The 18,899-nt window shown below is 73.1% G+C and carries 15 protein-coding genes and 2 pseudogenes; 6 read left to right on the top strand and 11 right to left on the bottom strand.

What is annotated here, in order from left to right; translation table 11 throughout:
- Positions 1-22: 22 nt before the first annotated feature.
- The 4 genes from ACFXAE_RS03790 to ACFXAE_RS03775 all read right to left on the bottom strand — a co-directional run bounded on the left by ACFXAE_RS03790 (position 23) and on the right by ACFXAE_RS03775 (position 6,835).
- Entirely contained in the window at positions 23-2,710 is a 2,688-nt protein-coding gene (locus tag ACFXAE_RS03790; RefSeq protein WP_384707481.1) for a cation-translocating P-type ATPase, read from the bottom strand.
- Positions 2,711-3,030: 320 nt separating this feature from the next.
- On the bottom strand, positions 3,031-3,333 hold the full coding sequence (locus tag ACFXAE_RS03785; RefSeq protein WP_384707479.1) for a DUF1540 domain-containing protein: 303 nt from the start codon (positions 3,331-3,333) through the stop codon (positions 3,031-3,033).
- A gap of 168 nt (positions 3,334-3,501) precedes the next feature.
- Entirely contained in the window at positions 3,502-5,898 is a 2,397-nt protein-coding gene (locus ACFXAE_RS03780) for a glycoside hydrolase family 65 protein (protein ID WP_384707476.1), read from the bottom strand.
- A gap of 61 nt (positions 5,899-5,959) precedes the next feature.
- Positions 5,960-6,835: a universal stress protein gene (locus tag ACFXAE_RS03775; RefSeq protein WP_384707907.1), complete on the bottom strand. Its 876-nt coding sequence runs from the start codon at positions 6,833-6,835 to the stop codon at positions 5,960-5,962.
- Between the two features lie 301 nt (positions 6,836-7,136).
- Between ACFXAE_RS03775 and ACFXAE_RS03770 the strand changes: the two genes are divergently transcribed.
- Positions 7,137-7,814, top strand: coding sequence for a CBS domain-containing protein (locus tag ACFXAE_RS03770; protein WP_384707473.1), 678 nt, complete (start codon positions 7,137-7,139; stop codon positions 7,812-7,814).
- A 37-nt stretch (positions 7,815-7,851) separates the two neighbouring features.
- Here the strand turns inward: ACFXAE_RS03770 and ACFXAE_RS03765 are convergent, their stop codons facing one another.
- Positions 7,852-8,844, bottom strand: a complete 993-nt coding sequence (locus ACFXAE_RS03765; protein WP_384707470.1) for an Acg family FMN-binding oxidoreductase — start codon at positions 8,842-8,844, stop codon at positions 7,852-7,854.
- Between the two features lie 36 nt (positions 8,845-8,880).
- Positions 8,881-9,805 (bottom strand): annotated as a pseudogene (locus ACFXAE_RS03760) (DUF1918 domain-containing protein).
- A gap of 149 nt (positions 9,806-9,954) precedes the next feature.
- Between ACFXAE_RS03760 and ACFXAE_RS03755 the strand changes: the two are divergent.
- Positions 9,955-10,629 carry a CBS domain-containing protein gene (locus ACFXAE_RS03755; RefSeq protein ID WP_384707467.1) on the top strand — a complete coding sequence of 225 codons (675 nt, stop codon included), beginning with the start codon at positions 9,955-9,957 and terminating at the stop codon, positions 10,627-10,629.
- Positions 10,630-10,746: 117 nt separating this feature from the next.
- Here ACFXAE_RS03755 and ACFXAE_RS03750 read toward each other — a convergent pair whose 3' ends face one another.
- The 5 genes from ACFXAE_RS03750 to ACFXAE_RS03730 all read right to left on the bottom strand — a co-directional run bounded on the left by ACFXAE_RS03750 (position 10,747) and on the right by ACFXAE_RS03730 (position 14,566).
- Positions 10,747-11,205: an Hsp20/alpha crystallin family protein gene (locus ACFXAE_RS03750; RefSeq protein ID WP_161174512.1), complete on the bottom strand. Its 459-nt coding sequence runs from the start codon at positions 11,203-11,205 to the stop codon at positions 10,747-10,749.
- A 35-nt stretch (positions 11,206-11,240) separates the two neighbouring features.
- Entirely contained in the window at positions 11,241-11,528 is a 288-nt protein-coding gene (locus tag ACFXAE_RS03745; RefSeq protein WP_085575889.1) for a DUF1876 domain-containing protein, read from the bottom strand.
- An 11-nt stretch (positions 11,529-11,539) separates the two neighbouring features.
- Entirely contained in the window at positions 11,540-12,940 is a 1,401-nt protein-coding gene (locus ACFXAE_RS03740; protein ID WP_384707463.1) for a nicotinate phosphoribosyltransferase, read from the bottom strand.
- Between the two features lie 39 nt (positions 12,941-12,979).
- Positions 12,980-13,516 carry a hypothetical protein gene (locus ACFXAE_RS03735; protein WP_384707460.1) on the bottom strand — a complete coding sequence of 179 codons (537 nt, stop codon included), beginning with the start codon at positions 13,514-13,516 and terminating at the stop codon, positions 12,980-12,982.
- Between the two features lie 228 nt (positions 13,517-13,744).
- Positions 13,745-14,566: a universal stress protein gene (locus ACFXAE_RS03730; RefSeq protein ID WP_384707457.1), complete on the bottom strand. Its 822-nt coding sequence runs from the start codon at positions 14,564-14,566 to the stop codon at positions 13,745-13,747.
- Between the two features lie 479 nt (positions 14,567-15,045).
- Here ACFXAE_RS03730 and ACFXAE_RS03725 point away from each other — a divergent pair, with 479 nt between their 5' ends.
- The 4 genes and pseudogenes from ACFXAE_RS03725 to ACFXAE_RS03710 all read left to right on the top strand — a co-directional run bounded on the left by ACFXAE_RS03725 (position 15,046) and on the right by ACFXAE_RS03710 (position 18,818).
- Complete coding sequence (locus tag ACFXAE_RS03725; protein ID WP_384707904.1) at positions 15,046-16,521, top strand: AAA family ATPase; 1,476 nt, start codon at positions 15,046-15,048, stop codon at positions 16,519-16,521.
- Between the two features lie 179 nt (positions 16,522-16,700).
- Entirely contained in the window at positions 16,701-17,264 is a 564-nt protein-coding gene (locus tag ACFXAE_RS03720) for a hypothetical protein (RefSeq protein WP_384707454.1), read from the top strand.
- A pseudogene (locus ACFXAE_RS03715) lies at positions 17,237-18,235 on the top strand (FAD-dependent monooxygenase); the annotation flags it as partial. The gene ACFXAE_RS03720 and the pseudogene ACFXAE_RS03715, both read left to right, overlap by 28 nt.
- 229 nt (positions 18,236-18,464) lie before the next feature.
- Positions 18,465-18,818: a hypothetical protein gene (locus tag ACFXAE_RS03710; RefSeq protein ID WP_384707901.1), complete on the top strand. Its 354-nt coding sequence runs from the start codon at positions 18,465-18,467 to the stop codon at positions 18,816-18,818.
- Positions 18,819-18,899: the final 81 nt, after the last annotated feature.

Raw genomic sequence — 18,899 nt, 5'->3', positions numbered from 1 at the left:
GCCCAGCGCGGAAAGAGCGGGCTCAGCCGGGCTGTTCCGTCCGGGCGGACCGGGAGCTCCGGTCACCCGGAGCGCCGCCTGCCACCGAGGCTGCGCGCGGCTGCCGCTCCGGCCACAGCCGTGCCTGCACACGCATGACCACATGGCCGAGACCGGACAGCGCGCAGGCGATCGCCAGGTCCCCGAGCGACAGCGGCTCCGTGCCCAGCAGGTCCCGGAGAGGGGGCACATACACGCCGGCCGCCTGGAGGCTCAGAGCCGCGCCGACGGCGACCAGCAGGAACGGGTTGGCCAGACTTCCCGGACGAACGCGGGAGCCGAGGGCGACGCCCAGCTGGGTCGCGCCGAGGACCAGGAAGATCATGGACTGCCAGGGGCGACCCGTCTCCCGGGCCCACACCCCGGCCGTCAGGGTCACGGCGGCGACGAAGGCCCCCATGAACAGGACGCGCGGCCACAGGCCGGCACCCAGCACGCTCTCCTCGGGGGGCCGGGGCGGACGGCGCATCGCTTCCGGGGCGACGGGCTCCGCACCGAGCGCGACACCGGGCAGGCCGTGCGTGAGCAGGTTGATCCACAGGATCTGTGCGGGCAGCAGGGGCAGCGGCATTCCCAGGAAGGGGCCGAGGAGCATCACCAGGATCTCCGCCATGCCGCCGGCGAGCCCGTAGAGCAGGAACCGGCGCACGTTGGCGTAGACCCGGCGCCCCTCCTCGACGGCCGACACGATGGTGGCCGGGTTGTCGTCGGCCAGCACCAGGTCGGCCGCCTGGCGGGCCACCTCGGTGCCGCGCCGCCCCATGGCGACACCGATGTCGGCGCGGCGCAGGGCCGGGCCGTCGTTGACCCCGTCCCCCGTCATCGCCACCACCTGCCCGGCCCCGCGCCACGCCTCGACGATGTCCAGCTTCTGTTCGGGAGTGGTCCGTGCGTAGACGCGTACGCCGGTCAGCTCACCCGCCGTGCCTTCCCGGATCCGTTGCCCGGTGGTGATCTCCTCCTCCCGGGAAGCGATGCCGAGGCGCTCCGCCACGGCCCGGGCGGTCAGCGGATGGTCGCCGGTGATGAGCACGGGGACGATGCCGGCGCGTTCACAGGCGGCGATCGTCGACCCGGACGCGCTGCGGGGCGGGTCCAGAATCCCTACGAGGCCGAGCAGCGACAGACCCGACTCCCATGTCCCGGACGGTTGCGACGCTTCCTCGTGGTCGGCCGACGCGACGGCGAGCACCCGGTACCCGTCGCGTGCCAGTGCCTCCGCCCGATCCGCCGCCCGGGCGAGCAGGTCCGGGCCGTCGATCAGGACCTGCGGTCGGAGCAGGGACTCCGGAGCTCCCTTGCACGCGACCCGCACTGCTCCGTCCGGCAGGCGGTGGACGGTCGTCATGCGCTTGCGGCCGCTGTCGAACGGGATCTCCTCCATGCGTGGCAGCGCGCGGTCCAGCCCCGCCCGGTCCAGCCCGAGCCGCGCCCCCGCCACGAGCAGGGCGGCCTCGGTGGGGTCGCCCAGCGCGCGCCACTCCGCGGAGTCGTCCGGCGGAGGCTCCAGCGCCGCGTCGTTGCACAGCATGGCGACGCGCAGCAGTGCCGCCAGGTCGGGTGCGTCGTCGGCCGTGACCGCCCGCCCGTCGCGGACGACCCGGCCCCGGGGCTCGTAGCCGGTTCCCAGGGCCGTGGCCTCTGCTCGCGGCGTCCACAGCCGTTCGGCGGCCATGCGGCCCTCGGTCAGGGTGCCGGTCTTGTCGGTGGCGATCACCGTGACGGAGCCCAGCGTCTCCACCGCGGGCAGCCTGCGGACGATGGCGTGCCGGTCCGCCATCCGTCGTGCCCCCAGGGCGAGCGCGAGCGTCACGACGGCGGGCAGGGACTCCGGTACGGCGGCGACCGCGAGGCTGATCGCCGCCACGATCATCAGCTCCACGGGCTGCCCGCGCACCAGCCCGAGAGCCAGCACCAGGGCGCACAGTGCCACGATGACGGCTGCCAGAACCCGGCCGAAATCCGCCAGCCGGCGCTGCAGCGGGGTCGGACCGGGCGCGGCACCCATCAGGGTCGCGATCCGGCCGAGCGCGCTGTGGGCTCCCGTGGCGGTGACCGCGACGCGTCCGCGGCCGTGCACCACGACCGTGCCCGCCGACACCCTGCCGTGCAAGGGGTCACCGCCGGGCGCCTTCTCCACCGGAACGGACTCGCCCGTCAGCGAGGACTCGTCCGTCAGCAGCAAGGCAGCGGACAGTACGTCCCCGTCGGCGGGCACGATGTCGCCCTCAGCCACCAGGACGATGTCCTCGGGTACCACCTCGGCGGCCGGGAGGGAACGTTCCTCGCCGTCCCGTACGACTCTGGCGGCGGGGGCGCTCATGGCGGACAGGGCCATCACCGCCTGTTCGGCCCGTACCTCCTGCACGACGCCGACCGTGGTGTTCACCGTGATGACGAGCAGGATCACGGAGGCATCGGAGAGATCACCGGTGGCGATCGTCAGGGCGGCGGCCACCAACAGCACCAGGATCAGCGGATCACGCAGCTGTTGCAGCACCCGCCGCCACACGGGGGCGCTCGGCTCCTCCGGGATCGCGTTGGGTCCGTGACGCGTCAGCCGGCGCGCGGCCTCGGCCGACGACAGACCGGTCGCGGAAGAAGCGGGGGGTGTCGTCCGGGGTGCGCCGGTGCCCGCGCCGAACCTCCGGGCGCCCCACTGCTCGCTCACGCGCCCGACGGAGTTCTGGACGCGCGCGCGCCACGGACCGCTCGATGGTCGCCGCCGCGCACCGCGAGGACACCGGGGCGTGTAGGGGCGAGGGCATCGGGACCGGCCCGCTCACTGTGCGCCATTCACCGAACTCCCGTCATGCGGAGGGACCGCGTTTCCGGACGCCAACGCTCGCTGTCGGGGTGCCGGCCACGACCGGCCGTTCGCCGGCGTGGGTGATCCGGGCGCTGCGGCACCGGACGTGAGCCCGACCGTCAGGGCTGTGCGTGGCCACGCTTATGGCCGGCGGCGTACGCGGCGAGCACTTCCGGCGTCCCTCAGGTCCGCGCGTAGGTGAGGCAGTCGACCTGCTCCTGCTCGTTGCCGACGGTGATGGACGGGGCGTGGCACTCCAGCGCGGTGTTGTGCCGGCAGTCAGCCATCTTGCACGCGCCGACCCGGCCGGTGACGGACGGCTCTCCGCCCTCGAGGTCCGCACTCATGAACGTGTCGCAGACGGGACTGCTGAGGTCTCCCACGGTGATCGCCACGGCGTGGCAGGTGTGGTCATGGTTGTAGGCGCAGCTCTCGGCCGTGCATTCACTGATGACCGGCAGTTGCGCGACGGGGGTGGCTGCCATGACGGGGCCTGCTTTCTCGAGGTGTCGTACAGATCGTTCGCCGTGGACCAAGAGGTGTCAGGAGCCGTGTTCCAGTACCACCCCGTGGAACGGCCCCTTCCTGTCCTCCACTGTGCGCGGTGACCGGTACCGGCGCACTTCGACAGGTGGCTCGCCCGTCCGCGCGGATCACTCCCCCGGGAGCACGAGCGTGCAGGTCTCCCCCGGCGCGATGGTCACGGCCCGGTCGGCCAGCACCACGCGGACGGGTGACTCCTCCGAGTCGGGCACCCTGATCTCCAGCTGTCCGCTCCGGCGCCGTATGCCGATGCCCCAGTGGCCGCGGTAGCGCAGGGAGAACCCGTACTCCGACAGGGCGGGAAGGGGCACCGGGTCCAGGAAGAGGGCGTCCTCACGCGTCTCCAGTCCCGTCAGGCCGCGTTGCACCAGGTCCAGGGTCCCGGCCATGGCGCCGAGGTGGATGCCTTCGCCGGTCGTGCCGCCCTGGATGTCGGCGATGTCCGCCTCCAGGGCCTCGCGGACGTAACTCCACGCCTCGGCCCGTCTGGCCCGGGCGAGGACGAGGCCGTGGACGAGTCCGCTGAGGGTGGAGCCGTGGCTGGTGCGCCGCAGGTAGTAGTCGACGGTCCTGTGCCAGACCTCGTCGTCCACGTCGTACCCGAGACGGTCGAACAGGCTGCGCAGTTCGGCGGCCGAGAAGAGGTGTCCGAGCATCAGGACATCGGCCTGTTTCGACGCCTGGTAGCGGTTCACGGAGTCGCCCTCGGCCTCGAGGATGCGGTCCAGCCGCCGGATGCTGGGGTAGTGGGTGCGGTAGGCGTCCCAGTCCAGCTCGGCGAGGTCGCCGTAGCCGTCGAACTGGCTGATGACGCCCCGGTGGAAGGGCACCCGCAGCCGCCGGGAGACCTCCTCCCACTTCGGGAGTTCGCCGCTCTCCAGCCCGATGCGTTCGAAGAGCTCCTGCCGGCGCCAGGCCGGGAGGCGCCGCACCAGGTCCAGGGCCCGGCCGAGGACCCAGGCGGCGGTGACGTTGGTGTACGCGTTGTCGTCCAGGCCCGGCCGGTCGGCGTCGGGGTAACGGTCGTGGTATTCGTCGGGGCCGACCACACCACGGATGCGGTACCGGCCGGTGCCGGGGGCCGGCTCCGCGCTGTCCGCCCAGAAGCGGGCGATCTGCAGCAGCATCTCCGCGCCCTTGGTGTGCAGGTACTCGGTGTCGCCGGTCGCTTCGCAGTACTGCCACACGTTGTAGGCGATCGCCGAGCCGACGTGGTGCTGGAGCCGGGAGTCGTCCGGCAGCCACCGGCCCGAACGGGGGTTGAGGTGCAGCCGCTGGGTCTCCTCGCGGCCGTCGCTGCCGGACTGCCACGGGTACATCGCCCCGGCCCGGCCCGCCGCGCGAGCCGCGCGGCACGCCTGCGGCAGACGCCGGTGGCGGTAGTCGAGCAGGGCCCGCGAGACCTCCGGGAAATGCAGGTTGAGGTACGGCAGCACGAACAGTTCGTCCCAGAAGACGTGGCCCCGGTACGCCTCGCCGTGCAGCCCGCGGGCCGGCACCCCCACGTCCAGGTCCGCAGTGTGCGGGGACAGCGTCTGCAGCACGTGGAACAGGTGCAGGCGCAGGACGCGGCCCGCCTCCCCGGGCACCTGGATGTCCGCGCCCCGCCACAGGCGCGCCCAGGCGGCGGCGTGGGAGTCCAGGAGCGCCGGGAAGTCAGGGGCCGTGGCCACCCGGTCGAGCGCCGCGCCGAGCGGGTCGCTGATCGCCCGGTCCCGGGAGGTGTGCAGGGCCACCGTCCTGTCCACGACGGCGGGCCGGCCGGGAGCGACGGGTATCACCAGCCGGTGCACGGCACGGTGGTGGGACGGACGGAGCTCCGACGCCGTGGGCGGCTGCCCGGCGACCGTACGGGCCGCCATGCCGATGCCGATGTCGGAGGTGCTGGTGCGGCAGCTCAGCCACGTCACGTCGGCCGTGGACGCGCCGGTCCGCACGTGGACCAGGTGGTGCCGCTCGAGTGACCGGTAGCGGTGCACGTTGCCGTTGGTGACGTCACCGTCGAGGGCGGACTCCACCTCGATCTGCCCGGACCACTCCTCAGCCGTGACGACGGTCCGCAGCGCGGCCAGGTGAGGGTCCGCCATGTGCACCAGCCGGACCTGTTCCACACCCAGCACGCCCGCCTCGTCGTCCCGGAACCGGAACGTACGCGTCAGGGTGGCCCGGCGCAGGTCCAGACTGTGCCGGTGGTCGAGCGGCCGGTGCGTGTCGGGAGAGAACCACGGTCCCGCCGACCCGTCGGCGAAGCGCGGACGGAACCGTAGGAACAGCCAGTTCGGGAGGTTCACCAGGTCCTCGTTCACCACCCGCCGCCCCGCCACGGCCGACTCCAGGCGGTTGTAGACCCCGGCCGCGTAGGTGGCCGGATAGTGCACCAGGCCCGCCCTGCTCTCGGGCACGGCGCCCCGTGTGGCGAAGCAGCCGTTGCCGAGTGTGCACAGCGACTCGCGCAGCCGCTCGCCGGCCGGGTCGTACCCCTCGTACTCCCAGGTCCACTCGGACATCCGCCGCGTCCTCTCCTTCTCCCCTCATCACATGCGCAGGAGCACGGGAGGCACGTCCGGGTCAGGTCCGTTGGGGGACGACGGCCACCGGGCACTCGGCGTGATGCAGCAGGGCGTGGGCCACCCTGCCGAGCTGCAGACCGACGTGGCCGTGGCGCCTGCGTGCCCCCACGACCACCAGGTCGGCGTCGGAGGAAGCGTCCAGGAGGGCCTTGTGGGCGGGACCTTCGACCGCCTGACGACGTACTTCGACCTGCGGGTGATTGCGTCCGGCGTCGCGCTGCACGTCGGTGAGGAGGGCGGAGGCGCGCTCCTCCTCGGCACCGGCGGCATCGTCCGCGATCAGGGGGTGGTCCACGTGTTCGTGGGCGGGGCGGCGCCAGGCCCGTACGGCGTGCAGGGCGCAGCCACGCGCCTGCGCCTCGCTGAAGGCGAACCGCACGGCGGCCGAGCCCTCCGCGGAGTCACCGAGGCCGACCACCACCCGGCCGAAGGAGCCCTGCCGGTTCCGCTCCCCGCCGCGCACCACGACCACCGGGCACACTGCACGACCGGCCACCGTGAGGCTCACCGACCCCAGCAGCATCCCCGCGATCCTCCCCCGGCCGCGGGATCCCGTGACCAGGGCGGAGGACTCATGAGCCGTGTGCAGGAGCGCGGACACGGCGTCGTCGGGCAGCACGTCGCTCGACACCTTCATCTCCGGGTCGCGCAGCCGGGCGCGTTCCGCGCAGGACGCGGCGATGTGCTCGGCCATGACCTCTCCGGCCGGACGGCCGGTCCCGAAGGACGGGAGACCTCCCTCGTACCGCTCCCACAAAGAGGCGTGGACGAGCCGCAGGGACAGCCCGAGGCGCGCAGCCTCGTCCACCGCCCAGTCCACGGCCTCCAGGCTGGAATCCGATCCGTCGACACCCACGACCAGCGGGAACTCCACGGTCACCACCGCCTTCCTGCCCTGCCGCTGCCTTGAAGTCCCTGTCCATACCGTCGCACCGCACGGGTTCCGTCGCGACACAAGGACCGGCTCGCGGACGGGGGCCTCGGCCCGGGTTGCACTGCGCCGATTTGTGACGATCGTGGAGTCATACGGCCGGAGGAAGGGCGAGGTCCCCTCCCTCGCATCGTCGGCACGGCCGCCGCGCGGCGGCCATCGAGACCATCGGTGCCGGGGAACTGCCGGGCCGGGCCTGGCTGCTCCCTCCCCGTCACCACGAGGCGAGACGAGGAGGATCGCGGTGCCTGAGACCCCGCACATCGTCAGCGATGTGATGACCCAGACGGTCGTGGCCGTCGGACGCGACGCGCCCTTCAAGGAGATCGTGCAGACCATGGAGCAGTGGAAGGTCAGCGCGATGCCGGTCCTGGAGGGAGAAGGGCGTGTCGTCGGCGTCGTCTCCGAGGCCGACCTGCTGCCCAAGGAGGAGTTCCGCGACAGCGACCCGAGCCTCTTCGAGCAGCGCCGGCGCCTGTCCGACGTCGCCAAGGCCGGGGCGGTGACGGCGGAGGAGCTCATGAGCACCCCCGCGATCACGGTCCACCCCGACGCCACCCTGGCACAGGCGGCCAGGATCATGGCCGTCCGGCACGTCAAGCGGCTGCCCGTGGTCGACGACATCGGCATGCTCCAGGGCATGGTGAGCCGCGCCGACCTGCTGAAGGTCTTCCTGCGGTCGGACGAGGAGATCGAGGAGGAGGTCCGCCGCACCGTGGTGTCCTACCTCTTCCCCGCCTTCAGCCACGCCATCCACGTGAACGTCCACGAGGGGGTCGTCACCCTCCGCGGACACATCCACGACACCTCGCTCATCTCGGTCGCCGTGCGTCTCGTGCGCGCCGTGGAGGGCGTCGTGGACGTCGAGCCGCAGCTCACCGGCGAGTCGGCGGGCCGGGACGGGACCGGAACAACCCGGTGACCGTGCGCGAGGCCGACCGCCGGCCCGCCGAGTCCCCTCAGGGTCGGATGTCGAGTACGTCCGACACCGGGCGGCGCGGTGTGCCGGGTCCTTTCGGGCCGTACCCCAGGCGCAGGAGCATCTGGGTGAAGCCCGTCCCCGACACCGGGTCGCGCAGCGGCCAGCGCAGGTCGGTCCATTCGAGGGGCTGAGCGGCGAAGGAACTGGACAGGCCCTCGAGGGTGGCCAGCAGCAGGACGCGTTCTACGGCCTGGCCCGCGCGGAGCCAGTCCTCCGGGTGGTCGTGGCTCGTGCTGAGGAGGGCCAGCTGAGGGGTGCGCTCGAAGTCGGCGACGTCACGGCCCGCCACCCTCCGGGAGGCCGCGAAGTCGCGCATGGGGGCTTTGCCCCCGCGCTTGCGCGGGCCGAAGGCGTAGTGCGGGACTCCGTCGTCGGCGCTGCCCGCCGACGGGGCGTCGGTGCGCGTCCACCGCGCCAGGTCCTGGTCGCTGCCGAGGTCGGTGATGTTGCGCGCCTCGGCGTCCTGGACCAGCTCCAGCACCTCCTGCAGGTGCCACGGGGTGGGGAAGGTCAGCGTTGCTCCCTCGGCGCGGGCGGCCGCGCCGAGGGCCTCCCGCACGGGGCCGGGGATCTCCCTCTCCTCGAACGGGTAACGGCTGCTGTGACGCCGGTGGATCGCCGGATACAGCGCGCCGAGGTCGTTCTCGTCGGTCGTGGGACCGGTCAGCCGCACGGTCGCGACCAGCGCCGGGTCGGTGGGGTCGGGCAGCAGGAGGGTTTCCGGGCACCAGCCCTCGTGGACCACGGCGACCCTCAGGTTCAGCAGGGCGGCACCGCAGCCGATGTGCAGGCCACGGGTGTCGGGGTCGGAGTGCGGCATGGTGCGCTCAAGGTCGGCGCGGATCTCGAACGTACGGCTGCGCCGGAAGTAGCTGAAGAGCCAGGGCTGTGCGTTGTGCATGGACGGGGCCGCGGCGGCGGCTCGGACCAGGGCCGTCACCTGCTCGTCGGCCGGTGCTCGTCGGCTCACCGGAACTTCCCCTCTCGGTCGGCGCACTTCGGGCACCTACTGATCGGCCGGAGTGATGCGCCGGCCCGTGAGACGCGTGGGCCGGATCGACACCCACATCTCGCGTGCGCCGCCCGGCCATGGCTCGGTGTGTGCATGCCGGACGAGCCCGCGCACGGCATCGGGCTCCGTGACGACGCTCGCGGGGCCGACCGCGAGTACGCTCCAGCCCCGGCTCATCGCCTCGTCCACGTGGTCGACCTCGAAGGCGACCTCCGTTCCGACAGCCGCCGCGGGCAAGGAGTCGGGCGCGGTCCGGAAGACGATCTCGCCCTCCACGATCTCGTAGTTGACCGGGACGACCGCGGGGCGGCCGTCGGACGTCGACACGGCGACGCGTCCCACACCGTGCGTGGACAGCAGGCGGCGGCATTCCTCCGGGCCGAGGTCCCGCAACTGTGGATGCAGCAGTGCGTGGCCCTGACCGGGCGGCAGGTCGACGCCCGCCCCGCGCAGGGCCGTGACGGTGGTGTCCAGCACGGCGGCCAGGCTGAGGAGGGTCGCCATCGTCGGGTCGGCCGGCTGCTCCTCCAGGTACGCCAGGTAGGCCGGCGAGATGCGGGCCCGGCGGGCCGTCTCCTCCCGGCTGAGCCCGTGCCTGCGGCGTTCGACGGCCACGCGTCGGCCGATGTCGCCGGGGTTGGGCGTCCCGGGCGGCGGAGCGGCCTCGGACAAGGCCTGCGCCTCACCCATGTCGGGCCGGGAAGACCCGCGGGGGGGGCCCGGGCTGCCCGTGTTCCATGTGCCGGATGTGTGCGTCGGGTCCCGGGAACACGAGCGTCACGTCGTCCGTGTCCGACCAGCGCACGTCGTAGGGGGGTGTGCCGTCCTCGTGGTGGAGTCCGACGATCTCGCCGTCGCGCCTGGTGGCGCCGGTCGCCGGGCTTTCGACGACGAGCTGGTCGCCGAGGTGAGCTCGCATGATCGCCGCCCTCTCCTCAGAATGGTCCTGTATCCAACGTGCCACGCGCGGCACACCGCCGCACGGCACGACCGGCCCGCATCCGCGGGAACGGGCCGGGCCGGGCCGACCGGATGCCGGACGGCCACCATCCGGACGGGAGAGTCGACATGCAGCACCGAACGGTCGCGGAACTCATGACCCGGGATGTCGTCACGGCACGGCGTGACCTGCCGTTCAAGGAGATCGTCAGGCTGCTGGCGGAGAACGACGTCACCGCCGTGCCCGTGGTGGACGACCTGGGCCGCCCCATGGGCGTGGTGTCCGAGGCGGACCTGCTGCGCAAGAGCTCTGACCAGGCCGACCCGTCGGGCAGGGTCCCCGTTCCGCACCTGGAGGCATGGGAGCGGGCCAAGGCCGAGGGTTCCCGCGCCGAGGAACTGATGTCGGCTCCCGCCGTGTGCGCGCGTCCGGAGTGGAGTGTGGTGGAGGCCGCCCGCCTGATGGAGGCCCAGCACGTCAAGCGGCTGCCCGTCGTGGACGAGACGGACCGGCTTCTGGGCATCGTCAGCCGTGGCGACCTGCTGCGGGTCTTCCTGCGCCGTGACGACGCCATCCGCGACGAGATCACCGGGGACGTGCTGCGACGCACGATGGGGCTGGCTCCCTCGGAGGTGACGGCCGAGGTGCGCGACGGGCGGGTCGATCTCAGGGGCTCGGTCGAGTTCAGGAATCTGATCCCCGTCATCGAGCGGCTGTGCCGGAGCGTCGACGGCGTGGTCTCGGTCGCCGAGCACCTCGCGTACCGGACCGACGACGCCCGGCGGTCCCCCACCGCTCCATGAGGGGACGGTCGGCGCCGGCGGCCGGAAAACACCCGGGGCCGTGGCCCCCGCCGGGGAGGGGAACGGCACGCGTCCGCCGGACCCGGTACGCGGTCCGGCGGACGGCGCCGCCCCGGCTCAGCCGGTGATCTCGATGCGGTGTCCCTTCCCCGTCTCGGTCTTCGGGACGCGCACCGTGAGGACTCCGCTCGTCAGGTCCGCGCTGACGTGCTCGGTGTCGGAGTTCGGCGGCAGGGTCGTGCGGTAGTCGAACTGTCCCATGCGGCGGGTGTGCCTTCGGACCACCCCGGTGTGTTCCTTCTCCTTGATCTCACCGTGGATGTCGAGTTCGCCCTCGGCGACCTCGACGGTGATCTGGTCCTTGTCCACGCCGGGAAGCTCCAGTTCCACCAGGTAGGCGTCCTCGGTGTCCACGATGTCGGCCAGCGGTGCCCACGGCTCGCCCGTGCCGGATTCGGGATAGCCGCCGATGGGGAAGACGGCGTGCATGAGCTGGTCCATCCGGGTACGGAGATCGTCCAGCTCGTGCAGGGTCGCCGAGAGCCCACCCCTGCCGTGTCGTACGGGATGTGTCATGGCTGATTCTCCTGCCTTGTCGTGTCGGCCGTCGGTCACGTGGGCCATCCGGTGACCTGTCGGGGGCCGGGCCGCGGCACCCCCATGCCCTCGATGTCGCGCTCGGCGGTATTCAGCAGCCGCTGGGCGATGTTCTGCAGGGCCCGCCCGGCCGCCAGTTCGTCGCCGATCTCCGGCACGTTCGCGTCCGCCGGATGACAGTGCGCGGTCCCCTGACCGGTGAGCTCCGTGGTGCCGGTGTCCAGCACCACGTGCGCCTTCGTGGTTCCGTCGTCGTCCTCGAAGAGATCGAGTCGAACCCTCCACTCCGTCGTGTGCGGCATCGCTTTCCTCCTCACCTCGGTACGGACCCGTGCGGTCCCGACACGGTTCGTTCCGGGACCCGAGGCCGGGCGGAGGCCTCCGTCGTCCGTTCCTCGATGCGGCGCCGGACGCGGGCGGCGAGTGCGCCCAGCCGCTCGGAGGCCGTCGCCCGGGGAGCGACCGGCGCCCGGATCCGGCGGGCGGCCGGCGGCAGGCCCTCCAGGTCCGCCGTGAACCTCTCCCGGCACTCGTCGAGCGTGGGCCTGGCGCCGGTGCGCCGCCCGCCCCGCATCACCGTCTCCAGCAACGGCATGCCACCGTCAGGGGGCTGCTCGTCGGCCAGAGCGATCACATCGACGCAGCCGGGGCGGCGGAACACCTGCTTGGGGCCGGGTGCCGTCACTTTCGCCGACGACAGCTTCATCACCGGCCGGCCGTCGTACTCCACCAGCTTGTAGGCCGAGTCCAGGTACGGCGCGTCGGCCGAGACGCCGACGCGGGTGCCGACGGCGTACGTGTCGACCGGCGCCCCGGAGCGGACCAGTTCGTCCACCGCGTACTCGTCGAGACCGCCGCTCGCGATGATCCGTACGTCGGGCAGGCCCGCGTCGTCGAGGAGGGAGCGTGCCCGTACCGCCAGGGCTCCGAGGTCGCCGCTGTCCAGGCGTACCGCCGAGCCGGGCCCGCGGGCCGCGTGGTCGAGCTCCCGCAGCACGCGCGCCGCGACGCGTACGCCCTCCTCGGTGTCGTAGGTGTCCACCAGCAGGGTCACCGGTCCCGGGTGGGACCGCGCGAAGGCGCGGAAGGCGTCCTCCTCCGTGGCGAACGCCTCGACGAAGGAGTGGGCCATCGTGCCGACGGCGGTCAGGCCCAGGGCGGTGGAGGCGGCCACGTTGCTGGTTCCGGCGAAGCCGGTCATCGCGCCGAGGCGGGCGGCCTGGAACCCTGCCTGCGGGCCGTGGGTACGGCGCAGGGAGAAGTCCACGACCGGACGGCCTGCCGCCGCGAGGACGCACCGTGCGGCCTTCGAGGCGACGGCGGTCTGGTGGCTGAGCTGGTTGAGTACGTACGTTTCGGCCAGCTGTGCCTGCGGCAGAGGCGCGGTCACCTCCAGCAGGGGCTCTCCCGCCAGGACGATCCGTCCCTCCGGAACCGCCCGTACGTCGCCGGTGAACTCCAGGCCGAGCAGGGGGCGCAGGTCACGCGGCGGGCGGTGCAGCGCGGACGCGAAGGCGTCGACGTCCTCCGGGCCGACGTGAAGGCCGGACAGGTGGTCCAGGGCCGACTCCAGCCCCGCCGCGACCAGGAAGCCGCGCTCGGCGGGCAGGTCGCGGACGAAGAGGCTGAACGTCGCGGGGCCGGTCATGCCCTCCCGGAGGTAGGACATGGCCATCGTCACCTCGTACAGGTCGGTGGTCGTCGCGTCGGACATCGGCGTCGCCTCCTCGGTCCTGTCCGGCTCGTCCCCACGTCACCGGCGGAACCGACCGGCCCACAGGGGCTCCACCCGGTCCCACTCGGCGTCCCACTGCGCGTACCTCCTCCGGTCCAGCGCGCGGCGCACGCCCACCCGCGCCGCGAAGACCCCGGCGGTCACGCCGACCGCCGCCGCGCCGCCCGCGAACCAGCCGGTGGTCACGGCCTGGTTCTTGGTCATCGGCGGGCTGGTGACGGCTCCCTCGCCGGTCACCCACACCCGCACGGTGGTGCCCTCGGGCATGTCCGGCGTCACGAGGGTGGTTCCCGTCCGCGCCGTTCCGTCGTCGTCGGTCCAGCGGACCCGCGCCTGCTGTTTCGCGTTCTCGCCGACCTCCTCGGTGATCGACGTCACCAGGGCGTCGACCTGGTGCCGCTCGGCCGACTGCGTCTGCACGGTGCGCATCGACGACTCGTACGCCGTCAGCCCCGCACCGAGCGCGGCCACCGGCAGGCCGAGGACGAGGACGAGCATCAGGAAGCCGCGGAACCAGGACTCGAACCTGTCGGACGGACGTCGCAGAGGGTTCAACCTCTTCGGGGTGCACTCCCGACGCGGTGGCGGCGGACCGGACGCGTGCGGCGGATTCCATGCACTCATGACTCGGCCTCCAGCAGGTCGCCGGTCCGCTTCCCCCACCGTCCTGGTCCCATCATGGGACGGCGCGGGCTCCGGTCACAGGGCCGAAGGTCCCCGTGGGGGACGGCTTCCGGGTACACAGGGACCGGCCGACGACGTGGTCCGTCTCCGCCCGTCCGGTCATATCCGGGGAACGACCGCGACCGGACACGGCGCGTGGTGCAGTACCGCATGGTTGACCAATCCGAGTTGCAGACCCAGGTGTCCTTGTCGTCTGCGGGCGCCGACGACCAGCAGGTCCGCCTCCGCTGCCGCCCCCAGCAGGGCGTGGCGCGCCGGCCCTTCGATCACCCGCCGGTTCACCGGGGCGTCGCGGTACCGCTCCGACGCGCCGCGCAGGGCGTCGTCGAGCACCCGCGTCGGCGGGCGCCGGCGGGTCTCCGGGGTGTACGAGGGCAGGGCTCGTGGTGAGTCGGAAGCATCGGGCGGTGCGCTCCAGGCGTGCACCGCCACCAGTCGGCAGTGCCGCACATGGGCCTCACGGAAGGCGAACTGTACGGCCGTGCCGCTGCCCTCTCCCTCCTCGACACCGACGACGACACTTCCGAAGCGGGCATCCCGGTGCTCCGCCGTGCCGCGCACCACGACGACCGGGCAGTCCGCTCGCGCCGCCACGGCGAGGCTGACCGATCCCAGGAGCATTCCGGCGAGGTCTCCGAACCCTCTGGACCCCAGTACCAGTGCGAAGGCGTTGCGCCCTCTGCCGAGCAGGGCGGCGGTCGCGTCCTCGTGCAGCACCTCGTTCGACAGCCGCACCGTGGGAACACCCTTCCTGACGCGTTCGGAGGCGGCGTCGATCACGTCGGACGCCCCGTGGTCCCGCGCCGCCGCGTGCAGGAGGTGGAGCGGGACGCCGTGCCGGACGGCTTCGTCGGCGGCCCAGTCCACCGCCTCCAGGCTCGCCTCGGACCCGTCGACGCCGACCACCAGGGGAATCGTCACCGTCGCTGTCTCCTCCCGGCCGGATGCCGCGCCTGCCTCCCGCCTCCGGTCCGCATGCGCCGCGGAGGGGATTGGGGTACTCCTCGAACGAGGGAACCCGCCCCGTCCGGCGTGCCGACGGCCTCCCGGCCATCCGCGTCGTCGGGCTCGGGCACCGCCATCCATCCCTCTTCCAGCTTCTTACGAGACGGAGGGCACCGCCATGCGGCCAGTCGTCACCGTGGGCCTCGACGGCTCACTCGAGAGTTCTGCCGCCGAGGGTGCGGGCACGCCGACCGCCTGCCGCCGGGAACGCCGGTACGTCCCAGCGTCGCGTCCGGGCCCCGTGGCCCGGGCAGCCGTCCGTCACGCACGCCGCCCCGTCGCCGTCGTCTCCCATGACTGAGCCGGACCCCACCGGGAGGATGGCGCCTGCGGCCGACACGTCCCCGCTCCAAACCGGTGGCCGGCACGACGGCGAGCCGCTGCCGCGCGCGCAGGTGTGCGAGACGCACACCGCGATCGTGTTCTTCGCCGGCGACCGCGCCTACAAGCTGAAGAAGCCGGTGGATCTGGGATTCCTGGACTACACGACGGTGGCGGCCCGCCGGACGGCGTGCGAGCGTGAAGTCGCCCTCAACCGCCGCTTCGCCCCCGACGTCTATCTGGGTCTGGGTGAGCTGCGGAGCCCCGACGCACAGGCGCCGGAGCCGCTCGTGGTGATGCGCCGGATGCCCGCGAACCGCCGCCTTTCCCACCTGGTGCGGCAAGGGGTCAGCGTCGACGAGGCGCTGCGGGCCGTCGCCAGGCAGCTCGCGGCGTGGCACGCGGAGGCGCCCCGGAGCCGTGAAGTGGACGAGCAAGGCACGCGGGACGCCCTGTCGTCGCGCTGGGAGGCGAGCTTTCGGCAGGTCCGCGCGTTGGCCGAGGACGGCGTCGTGCCGGACGAGGTGGCGGAGGTGGAGCGGTCGGTGCGCCGTTATCTCGCCGGCCGCGAGCGTCTGTTCGACTCCCGCATCGAGCAGGGGCGGGTGGTCGACGGCCATGGCGATCTGCTCGCCGAGGACGTCTTCTGCCTCGACGACGGCCCCCGCGTCCTGGACTGCCTGGAGTTCGACGACCACCTGCGTCACGTCGACGGACTCGACGACGCCGCCTTCCTCGCCATGGACCTGGAACAGCTCGGCGACCCTCAGGCCGCGGCGTACTTCCTCGCCCGGTACGGAGAGTACTCGGGCGATCCGGCACCCCCTTCCCTGTGGCACCACTACGTCGCCTACCGCGCGTTCGTCCGCGCCAAGGTCTCCCTGATCCAGGCACGTCAGGGCGCCCCGGGCGCCGAGGCGGCGTTCCGGCGGCTGGTCTCGACGGCGCTGCGCCACCTGCGTACCTCCGCCGTCGGCCTGACCCTCGTCGGAGGACTGCCGGGAAGCGGGAAGTCCACCCTCTCCGGGGCGCTGGCGGACCGGCTCGGGGTCACGCTGCTCAGCAGTGACCGTCTCCGCAAGGAGCTGGCGGGAATCACCGCGGAGCAGTCCGCGGCGGCCGACTACGGCGAGGGAATCTACACACCGGAGTGGACGGCCAGGACCTACTCCGCCCTGCTCGACCGCGCGTCCGCCCTGCTGACCTCGGGGGAATCCGTCGTCCTGGACGCCACCTGGTCCGATGCGGCACAGCGGGAGGCGGCCGTGCGCATGGCGGAACGCACCAGCGCCGACCTGGTGGCCCTGCACTGCCATGTGCCGGGGGACGTGGCAGCGGCCCGTCTGAGCACGCGTGCCCCCGGAGCGTCCGACGCCGCCGCCTCCGTCGCCGCCGTGATGAGGGCCCGGGAACAGCCGTGGCTGGAGGCCGTCGCGGTCGACACCAGCGGCTCCCTGGAGTCCGCGGTCGCCCAGGCGCTGGCTGCCGTACGCCCGTGGGGCACGGGCCAGGCACCGGTCTTCCGCCGCCCCTACATGGAGCCGGACTAGGCCAGCGGGTGTGCCCGCCGGTGCTCCTCGGGCCCGGTCGTCGGCGGCCGGACCGCGCCACCAGGCCTCGCGGGGCGCGGCGCGTTGCCCCATGGTGGGGTGTACGGGGAACTCTGGCCCGTCCGGCGTAGCGGAGCCCGACGGCGTATGCCCGTCATGGCTCTTCGAAGGAGGCCACCATGGGTGAACAGGGACCACTCGCCCCCGGCGAGGCGTGGCGGGTCGTGGCCGCGTGCTTCCTCACCACCTTCGCTCTGCTCTCGCGGCACCGGATCCACCTGCCGGAAGAGCACGTGGGCAGGCGGCTGGACTTCGCCGACGGCACCGGCGCCCGGGTCTACCGGGAGACCCGCCTCGGCAGCGGCCTGGCGAAGGACCCGTGCACGCTGGTGGTCACCGTCCGGCTGCGCCTGGTGCACGGACCCGCGCACGCGCTGTTCCGCCGCGAGAGCCTGCTGAACACCCCCCTGTTCGTCGGATTCCCCGGTTTCACCTCGAAGCTGTGGCTGGCCCATGACGAGCGCGACCGCTACCGCGGCGTGTACGAGTGGGACGGCCCGCAGCGCGCCGAACACTACGCGCGCTCCCTGTGTCGGGTCCTCGCGCTGGTCAGCGTGCCCGGTTCGATCCGGTACGCGATCGTGCCGGGGCTGCGCCGCGACGCCGTGATCGCGGACCCCCCGTCGGCCGGAGGCCCGGAACCGGAGGCCGCCGCGTGGTGGCGCACGGCGGCCGGGACGTGATCACGGCGGTGGACGTCCTGATCGTCGGGGCCGGCACGACCGGCCTCGCCCTGGCCCTGCGAGTCCATGCCCACGGAGCACGGGTCCGGGTCGTCGAGTCGTTCCGGCCCTCCCGCGCGCTCATCCTCCACCCACGGACCCTGGAGGTCCTGCGACCGCTCGGCATCACGGACGCCCTGCTGGAACGAGCGGACACCGCCCCGAGGGTCCACCTGCATCTCGGCTCCCGCGTCGTCGAAACCGGGCTCGCGGACCTCGCGCTGCCCGACACGGCGTTCCCCCACCTGACACTCATGCGGCAGATGGACGTCGAGACAGTGCTGGCGCGGGCGCTCGCCGACCGCGGGGTGACGGTCGAGCGGGGCACCGAACTGCTCGCCGCCCGCGACGACGGGGACGGCGCGCGTGCCGTGCTGCGCTCGCGGCACGGCGTCGAGGAGACCCGCTGCCCCTTCGTCGTCGGCTGCGACGGCCCGGCCAGTGCCGTGCGGGCCTGCGCCGGCATCGGCTGGCACGGCAGGCCCTACGCCGAGGAGGTGGTCCTCGCCGACCTGGACCTCGGCGGCATGCCCCCTGGCGCCGACGCCCAGGTGTTCGCGGGCCGCCAAGGCCTGCTGTTCCTCTTCCCGCTCGGGGAGCAGGCCGCCTGGCGACTGCTGGCCACTCGGGCGTCCGCCGGCGGGGCCGGGCGGGACTTCGGCCAGCCCGGCCCCGCCGTCCCGGAAGCCGAGCTTCAACGCCTCCGGGACGACTCCGGGATGACAGCGCGGATCGAGCGCCTCGCCTGGTCAGCGCGGGTTCCGCTGCAGTGCGGCCTCGCCCGGCGGTTTCGCCGGGGGCGGCTCTTCCTCGCGGGGGACGCGGCCCACACCTACTCACCGGCCACCGGCCAGGGCATGAACGCCGGCATCCAGGACGCGGTGAACCTCGGCTGGAAGCTGGGCTTCGCGGCGAGCGGGTCCGCAGACGGGGTCGACGCCGAGGTACTGCTCGATTCCTACGACAGGGAGCGCAGAGCGGCCGCCCGTCGGCGGCTGCTCCTGACGCACACCGCGTTCTGGGCGGAGGCGTCGACGGGCCGGCTCCCCTCGTGGCTGCGCGCGGTGGCCGCTCCGCGTGCGGCTCCCGCCGTTCCCGTGCTCCTCGGCCGGCGACGACTGGTCGCCGAGGCCGTCCGTGTCATCTCCCAACTGCACGTGAATTACCGGCACAGTCCCTGTCGGTGGAGGGGACACCGCCCCTGCGGGGGCTCCTCGCCCGGGAGACCGCCTGCCCGACGCGGCCGTCAGCGTCGGAGGACCCGCCCAGCGGCTGCACGGACTGCTGGCCCGCCCGGGTGTGCACCTGCTGCTGCAACGCGACGCCGCTCCACCGCCGGACACGGCCGACCCTCGGGTGACCGTCCTGCGGCTGTCGAACAGCCCCGGCCGTGGTCTGGTGGCCGTCCGCCCGGACGGGCACGTCGGCTTCCGCTGCGGGGCCGCCGACCCAGCCGGGCTGACCGGCTGGCTCTCCCTGATCGGCGCGGCGCCGTTCCCGCCCGTCCGGCCATGAGCACCGGGCGACGGAGCCCCTCCTCCCGGCCACAGGAGTCCGACTGTCCTGCGGAGCAGACGGCCTGAGGGCCCCGGTTGC

It is taken from the genome of Streptomyces sp. NPDC059454 (assembly GCF_042749965.1).
In the GTDB taxonomy this organism is placed as follows: Bacteria; Actinomycetota; Actinomycetes; order Streptomycetales; family Streptomycetaceae; genus Streptomyces.
The sequence above is the reverse complement of the archived record's forward strand: the minus strand, read 5'-3'. Positions and strand labels throughout refer to the sequence as shown.